This is a genomic window from Pseudomonas sp. SG20052 (assembly GCF_031766055.1).
GTDB classification, from domain to species: Bacteria; Pseudomonadota; Gammaproteobacteria; order Pseudomonadales; family Pseudomonadaceae; genus Aquipseudomonas; species Aquipseudomonas mandelii.
On record NZ_CP134498.1, the window covers coordinates 2083315 to 2106250 of the forward strand.

A 22936-nucleotide genomic window follows, 5' to 3' on the forward strand; every position below is an offset into this window, starting at 1 on the left:
AGCAAGCTCGCTCCCACAATGATTCTTACCCCTCTGACACCCCGCGTTTTACCTCCTGCCTGATACTTGTTCTCATTCGCTAATTTTTCCGGTCTGCATTCGTTTTATAGGGACGACGTGCCTTTGTGCTTCCCGCCACTGATCCGGATGCTTAGAAATGAATGCTGAAGACTCCTTGAAACTTGCTCGCCGGTTTATCGGGTTGCCCCTGGAAAAGCGCCAGATGTTCCTTGCGGCCTTGCAAAAGGAAGGCGTTGATTTCGCCCGGTTCCCCATTCCAGCCGGCGTCGACGCCGAAGATCGCCGGGCGCTGTCGTACGCCCAGCAACGCATGTGGTTTCTCTGGCAACTGGACCCACAAAGCGGCGCCTACAACCTGCCCGGTGCGGTGCGCCTGACCGGGCGTTTGAGCCTGCCGGCGCTGGAGCAAGCCTTCGCCAGCCTGGTGGCGCGCCACGAAACCCTGCGCACGGTGTTCCAGCGCCAGGCCGACGACACGTTGCTGCAAGTGCCGGCCAGCGCGCCGCTGGTCATCGATCATGTGGATTTCAGCGCCTTGCCAGCCACGGAGCGCGAAGTGGCAGTTGCCAAGGCAGCCGAGCAGCAATCGGTGTTGCCGTTTGATCTGTCAGTCGGCCCGCTGCTGCGCGTCACTTTGCTCAAGCTCGCCGAGCAGGAACACGTCCTGCTGCTGACCCTGCACCACATCGTGTCCGATGGCTGGTCGATGAACGTGCTGATCGACGAATTCATCCGCTGCTACGACGCCTTTGAGGCGGGCGCGCAACCGCAAATCGCGCCATTGCCGATCCAGTACAGCGACTACGCATTGTGGCAACGCCGCTGGCTCGAGGCGGGCGAACAGGCGCGTCAACTCGACTACTGGCAAGCGCAACTGGGTGATGAGCACCCGGTGCTGGAACTGCCCACCGATCACCCGCGCCCGGCGATGCCGAGCTATCGCGGCACCCGTTACGAGTTTGCGGTCGACCCGCAACTGGCCGAGCAACTGCGGGCCACGGCGCAGAAACACAGCGTCACCCTGTTCATGCTGTTGCTCGGCGCCTTCAACGCGCTGCTGCATCGCTATACCGGGCAGACCGACATCCGCGTCGGCGTGCCGATTGCCAACCGTAACCGCGCCGAGATCGAAGGCCTGATCGGCTTCTTCGTCAACACCCAGGTGTTGCGCACGAAGCTCGATGGTCAGACCCGCGTCGACGAGTTGCTGCGCGCCATCAAGGAAACCGCCCTTGGCGCCCAGGCCCATCAGGACCTGCCATTCGAGCGCCTGGTCGAGGCGCTGAAACTGGAACGCAGCCTCAGCCACACGCCGCTGTTCCAGGTGATGTACAACCACCAGCCTCAGGTCGCGGACATTTCCACGGTCAGCACCGCCTCCGGCCTGGCGCTGGGCGTAATCGAGTGGGAAGGGCGCACCACGCAGTTCGACCTGACCCTCGATACGTATGAAAAGGGCGGCAAACTGCACGCGGCGCTGACCTACGCCAACGACCTGTTCGACGCCGCGACCATCGCGCGCATGGCGCAGCACTGGACGCATCTATTGCAGGGCATGGTCAGCGATTCGCAGCAGCACATCAGCGATCTGCCGCTGCTGGAAAGCACTGAATACCAGCGCATCGTGCATGACTGGAATCGCGCTGACGAAAGCTTCGCGCAGGATTTGTGCATTCATGAACTGATCAGCCAGCAAGTTGCGGACAGCCCGGACGCGTTGGCGGTGACCTTCGCCACCCAGCATCTGACCTACGCCGAACTCGACGCTCAGGCCAATCGCCTGGCCCACCGGCTGATCGAACTGGGTGTCGGTCCGGAAGTCCGGGTCGGCGTGGCGATGCAGCGTTCCGACAGCTTGCTGGTCGCGCTGCTTGCCGTCCTCAAGGCCGGTGGCGCCTACGTGCCACTGGACCCGGATTACCCGGCCGAACGCGTCGCCTACATGCTCGAAGACAGCCGCGCCCTGATGCTGCTGACCGAGCATTCGGTCGCCGCGACATTGGCCGTGGCAGCCGATACCCCGGTGTTGCTGATGGACGATATGACCTGGGCCGCTTACCCGAGCAGCGCGCCGGTCACCCGCGTCACGCCGGACAACCTGGCCTACGTGATTTACACCTCCGGCTCCACCGGAAAACCCAAGGGCGTGGCCATCGCCCATCGCAACGTGCTGGCGCTGATCGACTGGTCTAAATCGGTGTACAGCCGCGAAGACATCCAGGGCGTGCTGGCCTCGACCTCGGTGTGCTTCGACCTGTCGGTATGGGAGCTGTTTGTGATCCTGGCCAACGGCGGCTCGGTGATCATCGCCCGCAACGCCCTGGAGTTGCCGCAACTGCCGGCCCGGGATCAGGTGCGCCTGATCAACACCGTGCCGTCGGCAATCAACGCCTTGCAGCGCGACGGACAGATCCCGCCGAGCGTGCGCATCATCAACCTCGCCGGCGAGCCGCTGAAGCAGAGCCTGGTGGACGCGTTGTATGAGCAGTCGACCGTCGCACACGTCTACGATCTGTACGGGCCGTCGGAGGACACCACCTATTCGACCTGGACCCGCCGTGCAGCGGGCGGTCGCGCGAACATCGGCCGTCCCCTCAAGCACACCGCCAGCTATTTGCTGGACGCCGACCTGCAACCGGTGCCCCAAGGCGTGTCCGCCGAGCTGTACCTGGCGGGCGCCGGCATCACCCGCGGTTACCTCGCACGCCCAGGCATGACTGCCGAAAAATACGTGCCGAACCCGTTCGCCAGCAACGGCGAGCGCTTGTACCGCACCGGCGACTTGACCCGTTATCAGGTCGACGGGTCGCTGCAATACGTCGGGCGCATCGACCATCAGGTCAAGGTCCGTGGCTTCCGTATCGAGCTGGGCGAAATCGAAGCACGGCTGTTGCAGCAAGCGGACGTGCGCGAACTGGCTGTGTTGGCGCAGGACGGCGTCAACGGGCAGCAACTGGTGGCCTACATCGTGCCGACCGATCCGGCGTTGCTCGATGACGCCGATGCGCAAGCCACCCTGCGTGAAACCCTGAAAGCGACATTGCGCCAACACCTGCCGGACTACATGGTCCCGGCGTTCCTGCTGTTCCTCGCGCAGCTGCCGCTGACCCCCAACGGCAAACTCGACCGCAAGGCCTTGCCGGCGATTGACGGCGCGCAGCAACAGCGCGAGCACGTCGCACCGCGCACAACGATGGAAAAAGCCCTCGCCGCGATCTGGCAGGACGTGCTGGCCATCGACAACGTCGGCCTTGAAGACAACTTCTTTGAACTGGGCGGCGACTCCATCGTCTCGATGCAAGTGGTCAGCCGTGCGCGCCAGGCCGGGATCGTGTTGAGCCCCAAGGACCTGTTCCAGCACCAGACCGTCCGCAGCCTGGCCCAGGCTGCCCGCAGCGGCGAGCAAACGCTGATCGACCAAGGACCGGCGAGTGGCGCGGTGGCGTTGGCGCCGGTGCAACAGGGGTTCTTCGAGCAAGCAATTCCCGAGCGTCAGCACTGGAACCAGTCGCTGTTGCTGGTGCCGCGCGAGGCGTTGAACGTCGAGGCGCTGGACCGCGCGCTTGAGCAGTTGCTGACGCATCACGACAGCTTGCGCCTGCGTTACGAGCAGACCGCTGAAGGCTGGCAGCAGGTCTATGCGGCGCCGACCACCGAGTCAGTGTTGTGGCAGCGTCAGGCGCAATCGGTCGAAGCACTCAACGCGCTGTGCGATGAAGCCCAACGCAGTCTTGATCTGCAAAATGGCCCGTTGATCCGGGCGCTGCTGGTGGCGATGGCGGACGGTTCTCAGCGTTTGCTGCTGGTCATCCATCACCTGGCGGTGGACGGTGTTTCCTGGCGCGTGTTGCTGGACGATCTGCAGCAGTTCTACAGCGGCAGCGCCGTGAAGAGGGTGAAAACCAGCACGTATCAACGCTGGGTCGCCCGTCTGCAAGATCATTTGCCAGCGTTTGAAAACAGCCTCGGTCACTGGCAGGCCCAGCTGCGCGACGCGCCGACCGATTTGCCGTGTGACCGTCCGAACGGCGCGCTGCAAAACCGCTTTGAGCACAAACTCGAAATCAAACTCGACGCCGAGCAAACCCGCAAATTGCTGCAACAGGCTCCGGCGGCATATCGCACCCAGGTCAACGACCTGCTGCTGACCGCGCTGGCACGGTCGGTGTGCCGCTGGAGCGGGCAGGGCAGCACGCTGATTCAGCTCGAAGGCCATGGTCGTGAAGACCTGTTTGACGACATCGACCTGACCCGCACCGTCGGCTGGTTCACCAGCCTGTTCCCGGTCAACCTGACGCCGTCGGTTGACCTCGGCGCGTCGATCAAGACCATCAAGGAACAACTGCGTGCCGTGCCGGACAAAGGCCTCGGCTACGGCGCGCTGCGTTACCTCGGCGCCCCGGCGATGCGCGCCGAACTGGCCGCGTTGCCGCAACCGCGCATCACCTTTAACTACCTCGGGCAGTTCGACCGCCAGTTCGACGACGCCGCGCTGTTCGTGCCGTCCACCGAAGGCAATGGCGTGGCCCAGGATCCGTCGGCGCCGCTGGGCAACTGGCTGACGGTCGAAGGCCAGGTCTACGGTGGCGAGTTGGCGCTGAGCTGGGGTTTCAGTCGCGAGATGTTCAACACCGCGACCATCCAGCGTCTGGCGGACGATTACAACCAAGAACTCAACGCGCTGATCGAACACTGCTGCGGCGTTGAAGTGCCTCAGGCCACGCCGTCGGATTTCCCGTTGGCGCGCATCAGTCAGGTGCAACTCGACGAATTGTCGGTCGCGACCCTTAAAGACCTGTATCCCCTGTCGCCAATGCAGCAGGGCATGCTGTTCCACACGCTGTACGAACCGCAAGTCGGCGCCTACATCAGTCAGTTACGTCTGGACATCCAGGGCCTCGATCCGCAGCGATTCGCTCAGGCCTGGCAAACCGCGCTGGAGCGTCACGACATCCTGCGCAGCCGCTTCCACTGGCAAGGCCTCGACACCGCGCATCAGGCGATTGTCCGCCACGTCGCGTTGCCGCTTGAAGTGCTGGACGCCACCGACACCGATACGCTGGCCGACGCCGAACGTGCCCAAGGTTTTGAATTGGGCAGTGCGCCGCTGTTTCGCTTGAAGCTGGTGCGCATGGGCGCCAATGACTGGCACCTGATCTACACCAGCCACCATATTTTGATGGACGGCTGGAGCAACGCGCAGTTGCTCGCCGAAGTGATCCAGCATTACGCCACTGGCAAGGCGCTGCCGGCACCGACCGGGCAATACCGTGATTATCTGGGCTGGTTGCAGCAGCAATCGGCTGCCGAAGGCGAGCAGTTCTGGAAAGCCGTTTTGGCACCGCTGGAAGCGCCGACCTTGCTGGCCGAAGCCTTGCGTCCGCCAGTGGGCGCCGAGGGCAGCGAGGAATTCCGCGTCGCCCTTGATAGCCGCGCCACCCAGCGTCTGATCGAGTTCGCCCGCCAGCAGAAAGTCACGCTCAACACCGTGCTGCAAGGGGCGTGGAGCCTGTTGCTGCATCGCTGCACCGGCCAGGATTGCGTGGTGTTTGGGGCCACGGTTGCCGGGCGTTCGGCGCCGTTGCCGGGGATCGAAGCGCAACTCGGCTTATTCATCAATACGTTGCCGCTGGTCTGTGCGATGAAGCCGGATTGCACCGTCAGCCAATGGCTGGGCGAGCTGCAAGGGCTGAACCTGGCCATGCGCGAGTTCGAGCACGTGCCGCTTTACGACATTCAGGGCTGGGCGGGGCAGCAGGGGGCGGCGCTGTTCGACAGCCTGTTGGTGTTCGAAAACTTCCCGGTGGCCGAAGCGTTGAAACAGGGCGCACCGGCCGGGTTGTCGTTCGGCAATTTGCACAATCACGAGCGCACCCACTATCCGCTGACGTTGGGCATCGAGTTGGGCGAAGGCCTGAGCCTGGACTTCAGCTACGACGCCGCGCGTTTCAGCGCGGCGCAAGTTGCCGGCTTGTCGGCCAATTTGCAGCACCTGCTGATGCAACTTGTCACCCAGTCGGACGCCGCACTTGGCGCGCTGGAACTGCTCGACGTCGACGGCAAAAACGCGCTGCTCGCGATCAGCCAACCGCCGACAATCGAGTTGTCCACAACACTTCTGGCCCACGAGCAGATCGCCGCGCAGGCCGCCGCGACCCCGGTCGCGCTGGCGTTGCAGGTTGACGGCCAGTCCCTGAGCTACGCGCAATTGAACACCCAGGCCAACCGTCTGGCCCATCGTCTGATGGCCAACGGTGCCGGTCCGGGCAAGCGTGTCGGCCTGGCGCTGCACCGTGGTCCGCAGCTGATCGTCAGCCTGCTGGCGGTGCTCAAAAGTGGCGCCGCCTACGTGCCGCTCGATCCGAAATACCCGAACGAACGTCTGGCCTACATGATCGATGACAGCCGTCTCGACGTGCTGCTGTGCGAATCCGGTCTGCTGGAGGAGGTGCCGGGCGTGCGCCGTCTCAGCCTTGAGGACGGCACCGACTACCCCGACAGCAATCCGCACCACCACGCGGTCGCCGGCGATCTGGCCTACATCATCTATACCTCCGGCTCCACCGGCCAACCCAAAGGCGTGGCCATCGCCCATGCCGCGTTGCGCGAGTTTTGCCAGAGCGCCGCCGACTATTCGGTGCTGTCGGCGTCGGACCGGGTGTTGCAATTCGCGACCTTCAGCTTCGACGGTTTCGTCGAGCAATGTTTCCCGGCGTTGTGCGTCGGCGCGGCGTTGATCATGCGCGGCGATGACGTGTGGGACGCCGGTCGCCTCGCCGCCGAAATCGTCCAGCACGGCGTGACCGTGGCGGACTTGCCGGCCGCTTACTGGTACTTGCTCGCTCGCGAATGCGCGAGCGGCGTGGTCAGCGGTCTCGGTGCTTTGCGCCAGGTCCACGTCGGAGGCGAAGCGATGTCGGTCGAAGGTTTGCGCCTGTGGCATCAGGCCGGATTGAGCCACATGCGACTGCTCAACACCTATGGCCCGACCGAAGCGACTGTGGTGTCCAGCGTGCATGAGTGCCGTCTCGACGATGCCAGCGATGCGTTTGGCATTCCGATTGGTCGTGCCATCGCCGGTCGTGCGCTGTATGTGCTGGATGCGGCGGGTCAGTTGCTGCCGTCCGGCGGTGTCGGCGAACTGTGCATCGGCGCCCCGGCCTGCCTCGCGCAAAGCTACTTCAATCGTCCGGCGCTGACCGCTGAACGTTTCCTGCCGGACCCGTTTGCCCGTGAACCGGGCGCGCGTCTGTACCGCAGCGGCGATCTGGCGCGCTACAACGCTCAAGGGCAGCTGGAATACGTCGGCCGCATCGACCATCAAGTGAAGATCCGCGGTTTCCGCATCGAAATGGGCGAGATCGAAGCCTGCCTGCAAGCCCGTGAAGACGTGCGTGAAGCGGCGGTCATCGCCCAGGACGGCACGCAACTGGTGGCGTACATCGTGGCCGGCGATTCGCTGTCGTCCGAAGTTGATTATCTGGAAGGCCTGAAAGCCGCTCTGCATCAGTCGCTGCCGGAATACATGGTGCCGAATCACTTGGTCCTGCTGCCGAAGCTGCCGCTCAACAACAACGGAAAACTGGATCGCAAAGCCTTGCCGCGTGCTGAAGCTGGCGATGCCCAGCGTGACTTCGTGGCCCCGGTCGAAGGGCTGGAAGCTCAACTCGCGCTGATCTGGCAGGACGTGTTGCAGGTCGGGCAAGTTGGCCGCAACGACAACTTCTTCGCGCTCGGCGGGCACTCGTTGCTGGTGCTTCAGGTGATCTCGCGGGTGCGGCAACAGTTGCAGCTCGAACTGTCGGTGAGCAGCCTGTTCTCCGCTGCGAACCTGGCGGAATTTGCCGGGCGTGCCGCGCTGGCAAATGTCAGCGGTCAACCTTTGCTACAACGTGCCGTGATCGATCAGCCGCAGGTTTTGTCTTATGCCCAACAGCGCCAATGGATTCTCTGGCAACTGGACCCGCAAAGCCCGGCCTACAACATTCCTGCCGCACTGCGCCTCATAGGCCCGCTCAACCGCGAAGCCCTGCGCGAAGCCTTCGCCCGGTTGCAGGACCGTCACCAAACCCTGCGCACGACCTTCGAACAAGATGGTCAGCAGGCACGTGCGGTGCTGCACGACAATCTGGCGTTGCAACTGGAGGAACGCACACTCGATCAGGTGTCGGTCGACACGGCCGTGGCCGAAGAAATCGCCCGTCCGTTCGACCTGCGCAACGGTCCGCTATGGCGCATGTTGCTGCTGCAAGTGAACACCGACGAACACGTGCTGGTCCTCACCGTCCATCACATCGCTGCCGACGGCTGGTCGATGCAGGTCATGGTCGATGAGTTCAGCTCCTTGTATCAGGCGGCCGCCAGCGGTCGCGCCGCCGATTTGGCTGACCTGCCGGTGAACTACAGCGACTACGCCCGCTGGCAGCGCGACTGGCTGGAAGCGGGCGAGGGTGCACGTCAACTGACGTGGTGGCGTGAGCAACTGGCCGGCAGCCAGGCGCCGCTGGAATTGCCCAGCGAACTGACCCGTCCGGCCCGCCGCAGCGAGCGCGGTGCCAGCCTGATGCTCAACGTGGATCGCGAGTTGCTCGCCGGTTTACGTCAACGCGCCCAGGAACAGCAAGTGACGTTGTTCATGCTGTTGCTGGCGAGTTTCCAGACCTTGCTGCATCGCCAGAGCGGGCAGTCGCGCATCAACGTTGGCGTGCCGAGCGCCGGTCGTTCGCGTCTCGAAACCGAAGGCCTGATCGGCTTCTTCATCAACACCCAGGTGCTGCGTGCCGAGATCGATGGGCAGCAGCCGTTCAGCACCTTGTTGCAACAGGTCAAACAGGTTGCATTGGGCGCGCAAGCGAATCAGGACTTGCCGTTCGAGCAGCTGGTCGACGCCTTGCAACCGGACCGCAGCCTCAATCACAGCCCGTTGTTCCAGGTGCTCTACAACCATCAGCAGCCGTTGGGCGCGAGTGTCGAACGCACGGTTGCCGACCTGAACGTCGAGCGTCTGCACTGGCAGCAACACACCACGCAATTCGATCTGATCCTCGATACTCAGGAGCAGGGCGAAGCACTGGATGCCAGCCTGACCTATGCCACGGATGTGTATGACGAAGCGTCGATGCAGCGCCTTGGCGAGCAGTGGCTGAACCTGCTGCGCGCGGTGGTCAGCGATCCGCAGCAACGCGTCGCCGAACTGCCCCTGATTGACGGGTCGCAGCAAGAGGCTTTGGTGCAGCACTGGAACCCCGCATTCCAGGCGCAACCGATGTCGCCGACCTTGCATCAGTTGTTCGAAGCGCAAGCCGCACAACGGCCGAATGCCGTCGCCCTGGTCTACGAAGGCGAGCAATTGACCTACGCCGCACTCAACGCCCAGGCCAACCGCTTGGCGCGCACACTGCGCGAGCAGGGCGTCGGGCCAGAAGTGCGCGTGGGCATCGCCACCGAGCGGGCGATGCCATTGGTGATCGGCTTGCTGGCGATTCTCAAGGCCGGCGGCGCCTACGTGCCCCTCGACCCGCATTACCCGGCCGAACGCCTGAGCTACATGATCGAAGACAGCGGCATCACGCTGCTACTGACCCAGCAACACTTGATCGACAGTCTGCCGGCCCGAGACGGCGTGCAGGTGCTGAGCCTGGAATCGTTGCAGCTGGATGGGGTCAGTGACGCCAACCTGCCAGCGCTGGCGACCCCGGACAACCTCGCCTACGTGATCTACACCTCCGGTTCCACCGGTCGTCCTAAAGGCGCATTGCTCAGCCATGGCAACGTCGGGCGTCTGCTCACGGCCACGGCTGGCGAGTTTGGCTTCGGTCCGGACGATGTCTGGACGCTGTTCCATTCCTACGCCTTCGACTTCTCGGTGTGGGAGCTGTTTGGTTCGCTGTGCACCGGCGGGCGTCTGGTGATCGTGCCGTATGACATCAGCCGCGAGCCGCAGCAATTCCATCGCTTGCTCTGTGATGAGGGCGTGACGGTGTTGAACCAGACGCCGAGCGCGTTCCGCCAGTTGTTGCCGATTGCCTGTGCCAGCCCACGAAGCATGGCGTTGCGTCAGGTGATTTTCGGTGGCGAAGCCCTCGAAGTCGCGAGCCTGCGTCCCTGGTTCGAACGCTTCGGCGACCAACAGCCAACCCTGGTCAACATGTACGGCATCACCGAAACCACGGTGCACGTGACCTACCGTGCAATCCGCCTGGCCGACCTCGACGGCAAGGCCCAAAGCCCGATTGGCCTGCCGATCCGCGACCTGCGCTGGTACTTGCTCGACAGTCAGCTGCAACCGGTGCCGGTGGGTGTGGCGGGCGAGTTGTACATCGCCGGCGCCGGTCTGGCGCGGGGTTATCACGGCCGTTTCGGCCTGACCGCCGAGCGTTTTGTGCCGAGCCCGTTCGAGGCTTCGCAGCGTCTTTATCGCAGCGGCGACCTGGCGCGTCAGCGTGCCGATGGCAGCATCGACTACCTCGGCCGGATCGACCAGCAAGTAAAAATTCGCGGTTTCCGCATCGAATTGGGTGAAATCGAAGCCGCGCTGCTGGCCCAACCGGGCGTGCGCCAAGCGGTGTTGAGCGTGCATGCCGGCGACGGCGGGCCGCAGCTGTGCGCCTACGTCGTGGCCGAGCAAACCCCGCATGACCCGATCGCCTGGCGCGACAACCTGCGCACCGCGCTCAAGGTGGAACTGCCGGACTACATGGTGCCGAGCCACTGGTTGCTGCTGGATGCCTTGCCATTGACCGGCAACGGCAAGCTCGACCGCAAGGCGCTGCCGGTGCCCGATGCCCAGGAATGGCAACGGCCGTTCGAAGCCCCCGAGGGCGACCTCGAACAGCAACTGGCCGCGATCTGGGCCGACGTGCTGGGCGTGGTGCAGATAGGCCGACGCGACAACTTCTTTGAATTGGGCGGGCATTCATTGCTCGCGGCCCAGGCCAGTGCCCGTGTGGAACTGGAACTGGGCATCGAGCTGCCGCTGCGCGCTCTGTTCGAATCCACCGACCTTCAGGCTTATGCCGCCATGGCCGGGCAACACGCCCCGGCTGACAACGATGCACGTCTTGATGCGCTTGAGTCGCTTCTCGACGAGATGGAGATCAACTGATGGAACACACCACTGCCCAGCGTATCGCCAGCCGCTTCGCCGGCCTGCCGGCTGATAAGCGCCGCGAGTTTCTGCAACGCATGCAAGAGCAGGGCGTGAGCTTCGGCCAGTTGCCGATTCCGCCGGCTGCGGAGCTGCAAGCAACGTTCGAATTGTCATACGCGCAGCAGCGCCAATGGTTCCTCTGGCAACTTGATCCACACAGTTCGGCGTACAACATTCCGGCCGCGCTGCGTTTGCACGGGCCGCTGAACGTTGCTGCGTTGCAGCAGAGTTTCGATGGGCTGCTGCAGCGGCATCAGAGTTTGCGCAGCCGGTTCGTCGAGGACGACGGGCAAGTGGTGCAGACGCTGGCCGAGTTCACCTCGCTGCCCATCGAGCAGATCGACCTGCGCGGCGAACCTCAGGATCAGCGCTTCGATCAGGCGATGAACAGCGTCGAACAGGACATCGCCCGGCCGTTCGATCTGCAACACGGTCCGCTGTTGCGGGTCAGCCTGTTGCAACTTGATGCCGAAGACCACGTGCTGTTGCTGACCTTGCACCACATCGTCACCGATGGCTGGTCGATGGGCGTGCTGGTGGAAGAGTTTTCCCGGCTCTACGCCGCGCATTGCCAAGGTCAGAACACGGTGCTGGAGGCACTGCCGATCCAGTATTCAGACTATGCGATGTGGCAACGACGCTGGATGGAGGCGGGCGAGCTGGAACGTCAACTCAACTGGTGGCGCGACCGCCTGGGCAGCGAACAACCGCTGCTCGAATTACCGACCGACCGTCCGCGCCCGGCGCAACCGAGCCAGCGCGGTGCGCGTCTGGATTTCGCCCTCGATGCCACGTTGGCCAGCGGTCTGATGAGCCTGGCCAAGCAGCGCGGTGTCACGCCGTTCATGCTGTTGCTGGCGAGCTTCCAGGCCTTGCTCTATCGCTACAGCGGCCAGGCCGACGTGCGTGTCGGTGTGCCGATTGCCAACCGTAATCGCGCGGAAACCCGTGGCTTGATCGGGTTCTTCGTCAACACCCAGGTGATGCGTGCGGAACTGGACGGACGTCTGCCGTTCAGCCAATTGCTCGACCAGACCCGCGCCGCCTCGCTGGATGCCCAGGATTATCAGGACTTGCCGTTCGAGCGTCTGGTGCAGGCGCTGCAAGGTGAACGCAGCCTCAGTCACAGCCCGCTGTTCCAGGTGATGTTCAACCACCAGCAAGCCAAACCGGCGGCGGTCAGCGGCTTGCTCGCCGGCCTGCGCGTCGAGGCATTGAACGCCACGGCGCACACCACCCAGTTCGACCTGCAACTGGACACCCAGGAGGAGGGCGACAAACTGTTCGCCAGCCTGACTTACGCCACCGATCTGTTCGACGCTGAACGCATCGAGCACCTCGCGCGGCACTGGCGCAATTTGTTGGCCGGTGTTCTGGCTAACCCGCAATGCCCGCTCGCCGAGTTGCCGTTGCTGGACGCCGATGAGCGTCTGCGCATCCTCGACGAGCTCAACGACACCGCTCAGGCCTATCCGGGCGAAGTCTGCGTGCAGCGCCATTTCGAAAAACGCGTAGTTGAACACCCAGAGGCGACGGCGCTGGTGTTCCAGGACCAGTCCCTGAGTTACGCCGAGCTGAACCGGCGCGCCAACCGTTTGGCCCACCACTTGCGTGCCCAGGGTGTCGGCCCGGACGTGCTGGTGGGGATTGCCTGCGACCGTTCGTTTGAAATGGTTGTCGGCCTGCTGGCGATTCTCAAGGCGGGCGGTGCGTACGTGCCGCTGGACCCGGAATACCCGGTTGATCGCCTGAGCTACATGATCGAAGACAGCGGCATTACGTTGTTGCTGACCCAGGAATATCTGCTGGCGCAACTGCCGACCCCGGACAACGTGCGCACCTTGTGCCTGCACGCCGACACCGATTGGCTGAACGACTTGCCGGGCACTGACCTGGCCAACCTTGCGGTCGCGGAAAACCTCGCTTATGTGATTTACACCTCCGGCTCCACCGGCAAACCCAAGGGCGCCGGTAACCGCCATGTGGCGCTGCATAACCGTCTGGCGTGGATGCAGCAAGCCTACAACTTGCAGCCGAGCGACCGCGTGCTGCAAAAGACCCCGTTCAGTTTCGACGTGTCGGTGTGGGAGTTTTTCTGGCCGCTGATGAAGGGCGCCACCCTGGTGATCGCCGCGCCGGGCGAGCACCGTGATCCGCAACGCCTGGCCGCGTTGATCGTCGAGCAGGCGATCACCACGCTGCACTTCGTGCCGTCGATGCTCTCGGCGTTCATCGCTGCCGACGAAGCGCTGGCCTGCACCTCGTTGCAGCGGATCATTTGCAGCGGTGAAGCGCTGCCGATGGAACTGCAACGCCAGACCTTGCGCAGCCTGCCGCAAGCCAATCTCCACAACCTCTATGGTCCGACCGAAGCGGCCATCGACGTGACCCACTGGACCTGCGTGGAAGAAGGGCGTGACAGCGTGCCGATTGGCCGGCCGATTGCCAACTTGCGCACCTGCATCCTCGACAGCGAACTGCAACCGTTGCCACTGGGCGCGGTGGGCGAGTTGTACCTGGGCGGCGTCGGCCTGGCGCGCGGTTACCACCGTCGTGGCGCGCTGACCGCCGAGCGTTTCGTGGTCGATCCGTTTGGCAGCGGCGAGCGTCTGTACCGCACCGGTGACCTGGCGCGCTATCGCGCTGATGGTGCCATCGACTACTGCGGGCGCATCGACCACCAAGTGAAGATTCGCGGTTTGCGCATCGAGCTCGGCGAAATCGAAGCGCGCCTGCAAGAACATGCGGACGTGCAGGAAGCCGTAGTGTTGGCCCTCGATGGCCCGGGCGGCAAGCAGTTGGTCGCGTACATCGTGCCGCAGGACCGGGCCTTGGTCAGCGCCGATGCCGAGCAACAAGGCGCCTGGCGTGAAACCCTGAAAAGCCATTTGCTGGCGAGCCTGCCGGATTACATGGTGCCGGCGCAGACCGTGCTGATCGAGCAAATGCCCCTGAGCCCCAACGGCAAACTCGAGCGCAAACGCCTGCCCGCGCCGACCGCACAGGTCAGCCAACGCGCCTTCGAAGCGCCACGCAGCGAACATGAACAGGTGCTGGCGCAGATCTGGCAGGACGTGCTGGGCGTGGAGCAGGTCGGGCGTCAGGACAATTTCTTTGAACTGGGCGGCGACTCGATCATTTCGATCCAGGTGGTCAGCCGTGCGCGTCGCGCCGGCCTGAGCCTGCAACCCCGCGACCTGTTCCAGCAGCAAACCTTGCAAGCCCTGGCCGCCGTGGTCAAGGAACAGGCCGCACCGCTGGCGCAGCAAGGGCCGGTGGAAGGTGTGCAAACCCTCACGCCGATCCAGCGCTGGTTCTTCGACGAGCCGATCCCGCAACGCGCGCACTGGAACCAGGCGGTGCTGCTGACACCACGCGAAACCCTTGAATTGCCACGCCTGCAAGCCGCGCTGCAACGTTTGCTCAAGCAGCATGATGCCCTGCGTCTGCGCTTCAGTCAGGTCGATGGCCAATGGTCGGCGCGTTATGTCGGGGCCGACAGCTGCGATGTGATCGACATGCTCTGGACCGCCCGCGTGGCCAACGATGCTTCGCTGGAATCGGTGTGCGACGAGGCGCAGCGCAGCCTCAGTCTGCAAGACGGTCCGCTGCTGCGCATCGCGTTGATCGCTCAGGCGGATGGTTCGCAGCGGTTGCTGTTGGTGATCCATCACCTGGCGGTGGACGGGGTGTCGTGGCGGGTGTTGCTGGAAGATTTGCAAGCCGCTTATCAAGGGCAAGACCTGCCACCGAAGACCAGCGCTTTCCAGGCCTGGGCCGACAAACTTGACGCCTACGCCCGCTCCGAAGCCGCTGCCAGCGAACTGGACTGGTGGCAAGCGCAGCTGAGCGTCGCCAATGATTCGCTGCCCGCCGCCAATGCCCAAGCCAGTCAGGCCGGGCATCTGCGCCAAGGCGTGAGCATCGGCCTGGACCGCGATCAAACCACCAGGCTGCTGCAACAGGCGCCAGCGATTTACCGCACACAGGTCAACGACCTGCTGCTGACCGCGCTGGCCCGAACCCTCAGCCGCTGGACCGGTGACGCTTCGGCGCTGATTCAACTCGAAGGCCATGGTCGCGAAGAGCTTTTCGACGACATCGACCTGACCCGCACCGTTGGCTGGTTCTCCAGTCTGTTTCCGGTGCGCCTGACGCCAACCGCCGACCTGTCGGGCTCGATCAAGGCCATCAAGCAGCAACTGCGCGAAATCCCCGGAAAAGGCCTGGGCTACGGCCTGCTGCGCTACCTGGGCGATGCCTCGACCCAAGCGGCGTTGGCCGGATTGCCGCAAGCACGCGTGACGTTCAACTACCTCGGGCAGTTCGACCAGAGCTTCGCCGAAGACGCCCTGTTCACCCCGGCCAAGGAATCCAGCGGTGCCGCGCAATCGGCGGACGCACCGTTGCCGAACTGGCTGTCGGTGGACGGCCAGGTGTATGGCGGCGAACTGAAACTCGACTGGACCTTCAGCCGCGAATGCTTCGACAAACGTGAAATCGAAGCGCTGGCCGCCGATTACCAACGTGAATTGCTGGCGCTGATCGACCATTGCCTGAGCGACGGTGCGGGTGGCGTGACCCCGGCGGACTTCCCGCTGGCGCGCCTGACCCAGGCGCAACTCGATGGCTTGCCGGTGCCGCCGGCGCAGATTGAAGACCTGTATCCGCTGTCGCCGATGCAGGCCGGTCTGTTGTTCCACAGCCTCTATGAATCGGCGTCTGGCGCCTACGTCAATCAGCTCAGCGTCCAAGCCCGTGGCCTCGACGCCGAGCGTCTTGGCCGCGCCTGGCAAGCGGTGCTCGACACCCATCCGATCCTGCGCAGCAGCTTCCACTTCCCCGACGGTTTCGAAGCGCCGGTGCAAGTGGTCCATCGTCATCTGCAACTGCCGATGACGTGTCTCGACTGGCGTGGCCGCAGCGATCAGGCCGACGCATTGATTGAACTGATCGACAACGAGCGCCTGCAACTCGATTCGACCCGGGCGCCATTGATGCGCCTGACCCTGGTGCGGCTGGACGATGAGCGTCAGCAATTGATCTACACCCACCATCACCTGTTGCTGGATGGCTGGAGTAATTCGCTGCTGCTGAGCGAAGTCTTGCAGCGTTATGCCGGACAGGATGTGCAGGCGCCGACCGGGCGTTTCGCCGATTACATCGGCTGGCTGCAACGTCAGGATGCTCATGCCGACGAGGTCTTCTGGCGCGAGCAGCTGGCGACCCTCGACAACCCGACGTTACTGGCGCAGAGCCTGGCCCATGGCGACGGTAAAAATCAGTTGGCCGTAGAGTTTGCCGACCATCGCCAGACCTTCGATGGCGCCACCAGCCAGCGTTTCAGCGAGTTTGCCCGTCAGCAAAAAGTCACCCTCAACACCTTGGTGCAAGGCGCCTGGGCACTGTTGCTGCAACGCTACAGCGGCCAGCGCAGTGTTGCGTTCGGCGCGACTGTGGCGGGGCGGCCGGTGGATTTGCCGGGTGCCGAAAGCCAGCTCGGCCTCTTCATCAACACCTTGCCGGTGATCAGCAGCCCGGACGCGGTGGAAAGCGTCGGCCAGTGGCTGACCCGTTTGCAGGCACAAAACCTCGAACTGCGTGAGCATGAATTCACCGCATTGGGGGACATTCAGCGCTGGGCCGGGCGTGCCGGTGAGCCGCTGTTCGACAGCCTGCTGGTGTTCGAAAACTTCCCGGTGGCCGAAGCGCTGCAACAAGGCGCGCCGGCCGGTTTGAGCTTCTCGGTTCCGCAGAACCATGAACGCACTAACTTCCCGCTGACCCTGGCGGCCACCGCCGAAAGCCAATTGAGCCTGAACTGGAGTTACCAGTGCGCCCATTTCAGCGGCGAAGCGATTGTTCGGATGAGCGAGCATCTGGCCGCGCTGCTGGCGGCGATGGTCGCCGCGCCAAACGCGGCATTGAGTGAACTGGACCTGCTGACCGCGCCGGAACGCGCGCAACAGTTGGTCGAATGGAACCCGGCATTCACGGCCGCGCAAAACCCGCTCTGTGTGCATCAGTTGATCGAGGCCCAAGCGGTCATCCGCCCGGACGCCACCGCGCTGATCTTCAACGATCTGCAATTGAGCTTCGATCAGCTCAACCGTCGCGCCAACCAATTGGCCCATCGTCTTCGCGCACTGGGCATTGGTCCGGAAGTGCGCGTTGGCCTGGCGATGCAGCGCTCACCGGAAATGATCGTCGGCCTGCTGGCGATCCTCAAGGCCGGCGGCGCCTACGTGCCGCTGGACCCGGCTTACCCGACGGAACGCCTGCGTTACCTGATGGAAGACAGCGGCATTTCGCTGATGATCAGTCAGTCGTGGCTGCGGGAAAAACTGCCGTTGCCCGAAGGCCTGCCGGTGCTGGAAATCGACCGCGAGCCGCTGGCGTCCATGGCGGACACCAACCCGGTCAACCTGACCTGCGGCGAAAACCTCGCGTACCTGATTTACACCTCAGGCTCCACCGGGCGGCCCAAAGGCGTCAGTGTGGCCCACGGTCCGCTGGCCATGCATTGCCTGTCGATCGGCGAGTTGTACGGCATGACCCCGGATGATCGCGAGTTGCAATTCGCCTCGATCAGTTTCGACGGTGCCCACGAACGCTGGCTGACGCCGCTGGTGTTCGGTTCGGCAGTCATGCCCCGCGATGACGAGTTGTGGAGCGTGGAGCGCACCTGCGCCGAGATCGAAAAACACGGCATCACCATTGCCTGTTTTACCCCGACCTATCTGTCGCAGATCGCCGACTTCATGGGCGAAGCGGGGCGTGATTTGCCGATCCGTTCGTACACCCCGTGCGGCGAGGGCATGGCCAAGCACGCGTTCGATGAAGTCCAGCAAGTGCTGCAACCCAAGCGCTTGATCAACGGCTACGGCCCGACCGAAACGGTGATCACGCCACTGATCTGGCTGGCGTACCCGGATACCGGGTTCGACTCGGCGTTCATGCCGATTGGCCGGCCGGTGGGCAACCGCAGCGCCTACATTCTGGATGGCGGCTTGCAGCCGCTGCCGGTTGGCGTCGCGGGCGAGTTGTACCTGGGCGGCGAGGGCGTCGCCCGGGGTTACCATCAACGTCCGGACCTGACCGCTGAACGCTTCGTGCCGGATCCATTCGTGCCGGGTGCGCGTTTGTACCGCAGCGGCGACCTCGCACGGTTCCGCGCCGATGGCGTCGTTGAATACCTCGGCCGTATCGACCAGCAAGTGAAGATTCGCGGGTTCCGTATCGAACTCGGCGAAATCGAAGCCTGCCTGCTGGAACACGAAGGCGTGCGTGAATCGTTCGTGATCGACCGTGAAGGTCCGGTGAGCCGCCAGTTGGTCGGTTACGTGGTGCCCCGCGATCCGCTTGCCGATGAGCAGGCTCTGCGTGAAGCGCTGACGGCTCATCTGCGCAGCCGATTGCCGGCGCACATGTTGCCGGCGCACTTGATGTGCCTGGCCGCGTTGCCGCTGACGCCGAACGGGAAGCTTGATCGCCAAGGCCTGCCGGCGCCGGAAGCCACTCGGCAGAACCACGATCACGTGGCCGCCGCAACACCGGCCGAAGTGTTGCTGGTTGAGATCTGGCAGGAACTGCTGGGGCTGGAGTCGGTGGGTGTCACCGAGAACTTCTTTGAGCTGGGCGGTGATTCGATCATTTCGCTGCAAGCGGTGAGCCGTGCCGGGCAGCGTGGGCTGGTGTTCAGTCCGAAGCAGCTGTTCGAGCAGCAGACCATTCGTGCTTTGGCCTCCGTGGCCAGCAGCCGTGAAGCAACATTGATCGAAGCGCCAAACGTCGAAGCTTTCTCACTGGTGCCGCACATCGACATCGCTGCCCGTGAAGGTCTGCAAGACTTGTATCCGCTGTCGCCGATGCAGCAAGGCATGTTGTTCCATTGCCTGGATTCACCGGAGCTCAACCCCTACGTCAACCAGTTGAGCGTGGCGGTCGACGGCTTGCAGGTGCCGCGTTTCCGCGCGGCCTGGCAGACGCTGGTCGAGCGGCATGAAGTGCTGCGCGCCGCGTTCCGCTGGCGCGATGGCTTGGCCGATCCGCTGCAAGCGGTGTTCGCCGACGTCGAGTTGCCGATCGAAGAACTCGACTGGCGCGACCGCTCCGACACCGAGCAGGCGCTGGGCGAACTGGCCGCAGCGGAACAGGCCAAGGGCTTTGACCTGAGTTGCCCGCCGTTGATGCGTTTCATCCTGGTGCGCCTGGGTGATGACCGTTACCAGATGATCTGGATCTACCATCACCTCTTGCTCGACGGCTGGAGCGCTTCGCGTCTGCTGGGCGACATGCTGCGCCTGTACCACAACGACAGCCTGCCGACCCTGACCGGGCGCTACGCCGACTACATCGCCTGGCTGCAACGCCAGGACGGCGCGCAAGCCGAAGGCTTCTGGCGTGAGCGCCTGGCGCTGCTCGAAGAACCGACCATTCTGGCCAAAGCTTCCGGTGCCGCTGGTTCCGGCCACGGCGTGATGTACAGCCACCTCGACGCCGAGGCGACGCGCAAACTGCACAGCTTCGCCAAGCGTCAACGCGTGACACTGAACACGCTGGTGCAAGGCGCGTGGCTGTTGCTGCTGCAACGCCACAGCGGCCAGCGCAGTGTCGCGTTCGGCGCCACGGTGGCGGGGCGCCCGACCGGGTTGGCCGGTGCGCAGGACATGCTCGGTCTGTTCATCAACACCTTGCCGGTGATTCAGACCCTTGATCCGCAACAGCCGGTGGGCGAGTGGCTGCGCGACTTGCAGGATTACAACCTGATGGTGCGTGACTACGAACACACGCCGTTGTCGGACATTCAGCGCTGGGCCGGGCAGGGTGGCCAGGGTTTGTTCGACAGCATCATCGTGTTCGAAAACCATCCGGTGGACCGCGCCCTGAAAGGCGGCGAGGAAGGCGAGCTGCGCTTTGCCGAAGTCGGCAGTGGCGGGGTGACCAACTTCCCGATGGACTTGATGGTCAGCGCCAACGAAGAAGGCCTGGAAGTTGAGTACCTGTTCCTGCGTGATCGCTTCAGTGACGTGGAAGTCGAGCGGATTCGTGCGCAGTTGGAAGGATTGCTGCGTGCGTTGCCGGAGGATGCTACGCGTCTGCTTGGCAATATTGGCTTGCCTGAGGCGCGTTTGAGTCTGCCGCTGGTGTCAGATGACACCGCTGATTTGCTTCACGCGTTTAATCAACACGTCAAAGCGCAGCCGCAGAAAATCGCCTTGATTTGCGAAGATCGGCACGTCAGTTATGCACAGCTTGAGGCGCAGGCCAATGGGTTGGCGCAGCAACTGATCGGCTGCGGCATCGGCCCGGAAAGTCTGGTGGCGGTGGCGTTGCCGCGTTCCGAACGCACCATCGTTGCGTTCCTCGCGGTGCTTAAAGCAGGGGCGGCGTATCTGCCTTTGGACCTCGCGTACCCGGCCGAGCGGCTGGCTTATATGTTGAGCGATTCGGCGGCCAGCCTGTTGCTCTGTGACAGCAATCTGGGGGATCGACTGACCCTGGCCGACAGCCCGCCACGTCTGCTGCTCGACCAGTTGAGCGTTACAGATCACGCTGAATGCCCGGTTTCCAATCCGTTGCCGGGGCACTTGGCGTATTTGATTTACACCTCCGGTTCCACGGGCCAGCCCAAAGGCGTGGCGGTGGCACGTGGGCCGATTGCCCGGCATTGCCGCGGCATCATCGAGCTCTACGAACTGGCACCGCGCAGCCGTGAGCTGCACTTCATGTCGTTCGCCTTCGACGGTGCGCAGGAGCGTTGGCTGAGTGTGATGCTGGCCGGTGGCAGCCTGGTGATCCGCGAGGACAGTTTATGGACCCCGGAGCAAACCCTCGAAGTGATGCAGCGCCATGGCGTCACCGTCGCCTGCTTCCCGCCGGCCTACTTGCAACAGATGGCCGAAGTGGCCGAACGCCTTGGCAATCCACCGGCGGTCGAGGTGTATTGCTTTGGCGGTGATGCGGTGCCGGAGGCGAGCTTCGAGCAGGTCAAGCGCGCCTTGCGTCCGCAGCGTCTGGTCAACGGTTATGGCCCGACCGAAACCGTGGTCACGCCGCTGCTGTGGCGTGCCGAGGCCAGCGAAACCTGCGACGCGGCGTATGCGCCGATTGGGCGTGGCGTGGCCGGGCGTGGTGTGTATGTGCTGGACACCGACCTCAATCCGCTGCCGGTTGGTGTCAGCGGCGAGTTGTACCTGGGCGGCGAATGCCTGGCGCGCGGTTACCACCAGCATCCCGGCATGAGCGCCGAGCGTTTCATCCCCGATCCGCTCGAGGCCGGTGGCCGCATGTACCGCACCGGCGACCTGGTGCGCCAGCGCGAGTGCGGGTTGATCGAATATCTGGGGCGTCTTGACCAGCAAGTGAAGATCCGTGGTTTCCGCATCGAGCTGGGCGAGATCGAAGCGCGTCTGCGCGAATGCGTTGGGGTGCAGGATGCCGCCGTAGTGGTACACGACACGCCGACCGGCAAGCAATTGGTCGGTTATGTGGTGGCGGCCGGTGCTGTCGGGCTGGATCGTCGCTTGAAATCTGAGCTGCAAGCACAACTGCCGGACTACATGGTGCCGCCACGGATCCTGGTGCTGGAACGCTTTCCGCTGTCGGCCAACGGCAAGCTCGACCGTCGCGCACTGCCAATGCCTGAATGGGCGCTGGGCGGTTATCGCGCGCCGCGCAACGATCTGGAAAAGGCGCTGTCCGCGATCTGGCAAGAGGTGCTCGGCGTGCCGCAAGTGGGCATCGACGACAACTTCTTCGAACTGGGCGGCGACTCGTTGCAGGTGCTCAAAGTCATCTCGCGGGTGCGCAGTCAGCCGCAACTGGGCTTCGAGTTGAAGCTGCGGGATCTGATGCAGAAACCGTGCATTGCCGAACTCAGTGGTTATCAGGTGACCGAACCCACGTCTGCGCCGGACCCTTTGCTGGCGCTGAATGCGCGGATCCCGAATGTGCTGGCGCTGTTCTGCCTGCACGCCGGTTTCGGTACGGTGTTCGACTACGAACCGTTGGCCCGGCGTCTGGAAGGACGGCGCACGGTGTACGGCGTGCAATGCCGCATGCTGCTTGACCCGCACTGGCAGGACGAATCGCTGCTCGCCATGGCGCAAGCCTATGCGCAGCGGATTCGCAGTCAGCAGGCCAAAGGACCGTATTACTTGCTGGGCTGGTCGTTGGGCGGCGCGTTGACGCAGTTGGTTGCCCACGAATTGGAAGGCCAAGGTGAAACCGTGGCGTTTGCCGGGTTGGTCGACAGCTACGTGGCCGGCACCGCCGAGGCGGGGGACTGGCGCGAGGACCTCGGTGATTTCCTGAAGTTTGTGCTCGGTTTGCCCGCCGATGAGGCTCAGGCGTTGATTGCGCGCAAAGCCGCTGGCTTGAGTGAACGCGAGGGCTCCACCGCCGTGATTGAAGCCGCCTTGCACGGTTCCAATGAACAAGCCGCATTGGGCGCGGGGGAGCTCACGCAGATCTTCGCCACCGGCTCACGCCTCAAGCAACTGGCGCTGGCGCATCGGCAACTGCCGACGATCAAGGCCTCGGCCCATCGTTGGTGGGTGGCCGGGCGCGACGACGAACGTCGGGTGTTCGAGGCCCAGGTCGGCAGTCATGGCGTTGATCGCCTGTTGGCCGGCGGGCACTACGAGCTGTTGCGTGGTGATGAGTTGCTTGATGAGCTTGAGGACTTACTGGAACGCCGTTTGGCCATTGCGTAACTCATTTTTGTAGGAGCGAGGCTTGCCCGCGAAGGCGATCTCAAGGACG

Annotated in this window: 2 protein-coding genes; both read left to right on the forward strand. The window is 63.7% G+C overall.

All coding sequences use genetic code 11. The annotated features are described in order from the left end of the window. Positions 1–157 precede the first annotated feature (157 nt). Complete coding sequence (locus tag RHP74_RS09520) at positions 158–11125, forward strand: non-ribosomal peptide synthetase (RefSeq protein WP_311099079.1); 10968 nt, start codon at positions 158–160, stop codon at positions 11123–11125. After that, entirely contained in the window at positions 11125–22887 is an 11763-nt protein-coding gene (locus RHP74_RS09525) for a non-ribosomal peptide synthase/polyketide synthase (RefSeq protein ID WP_311099081.1), read from the forward strand. Before RHP74_RS09520 ends, RHP74_RS09525 begins: the two co-directional genes overlap by 1 nt. The last annotated feature ends 49 nt before the right edge of the window (positions 22888–22936 follow it).

What these genes read in the sequence shown, in the direction of transcription:
- RHP74_RS09520 (WP_311099079.1), top strand. Translation starts at nt 158, where the DNA reads ATGAATGCTGAAGACTCCTTGAAACTTGCTCGCCGGTTTATCGGGTTG.
- RHP74_RS09525 (WP_311099081.1), top strand. Translation starts at nt 11,125, where the DNA reads ATGGAACACACCACTGCCCAGCGTATCGCCAGCCGCTTCGCCGGCCTG.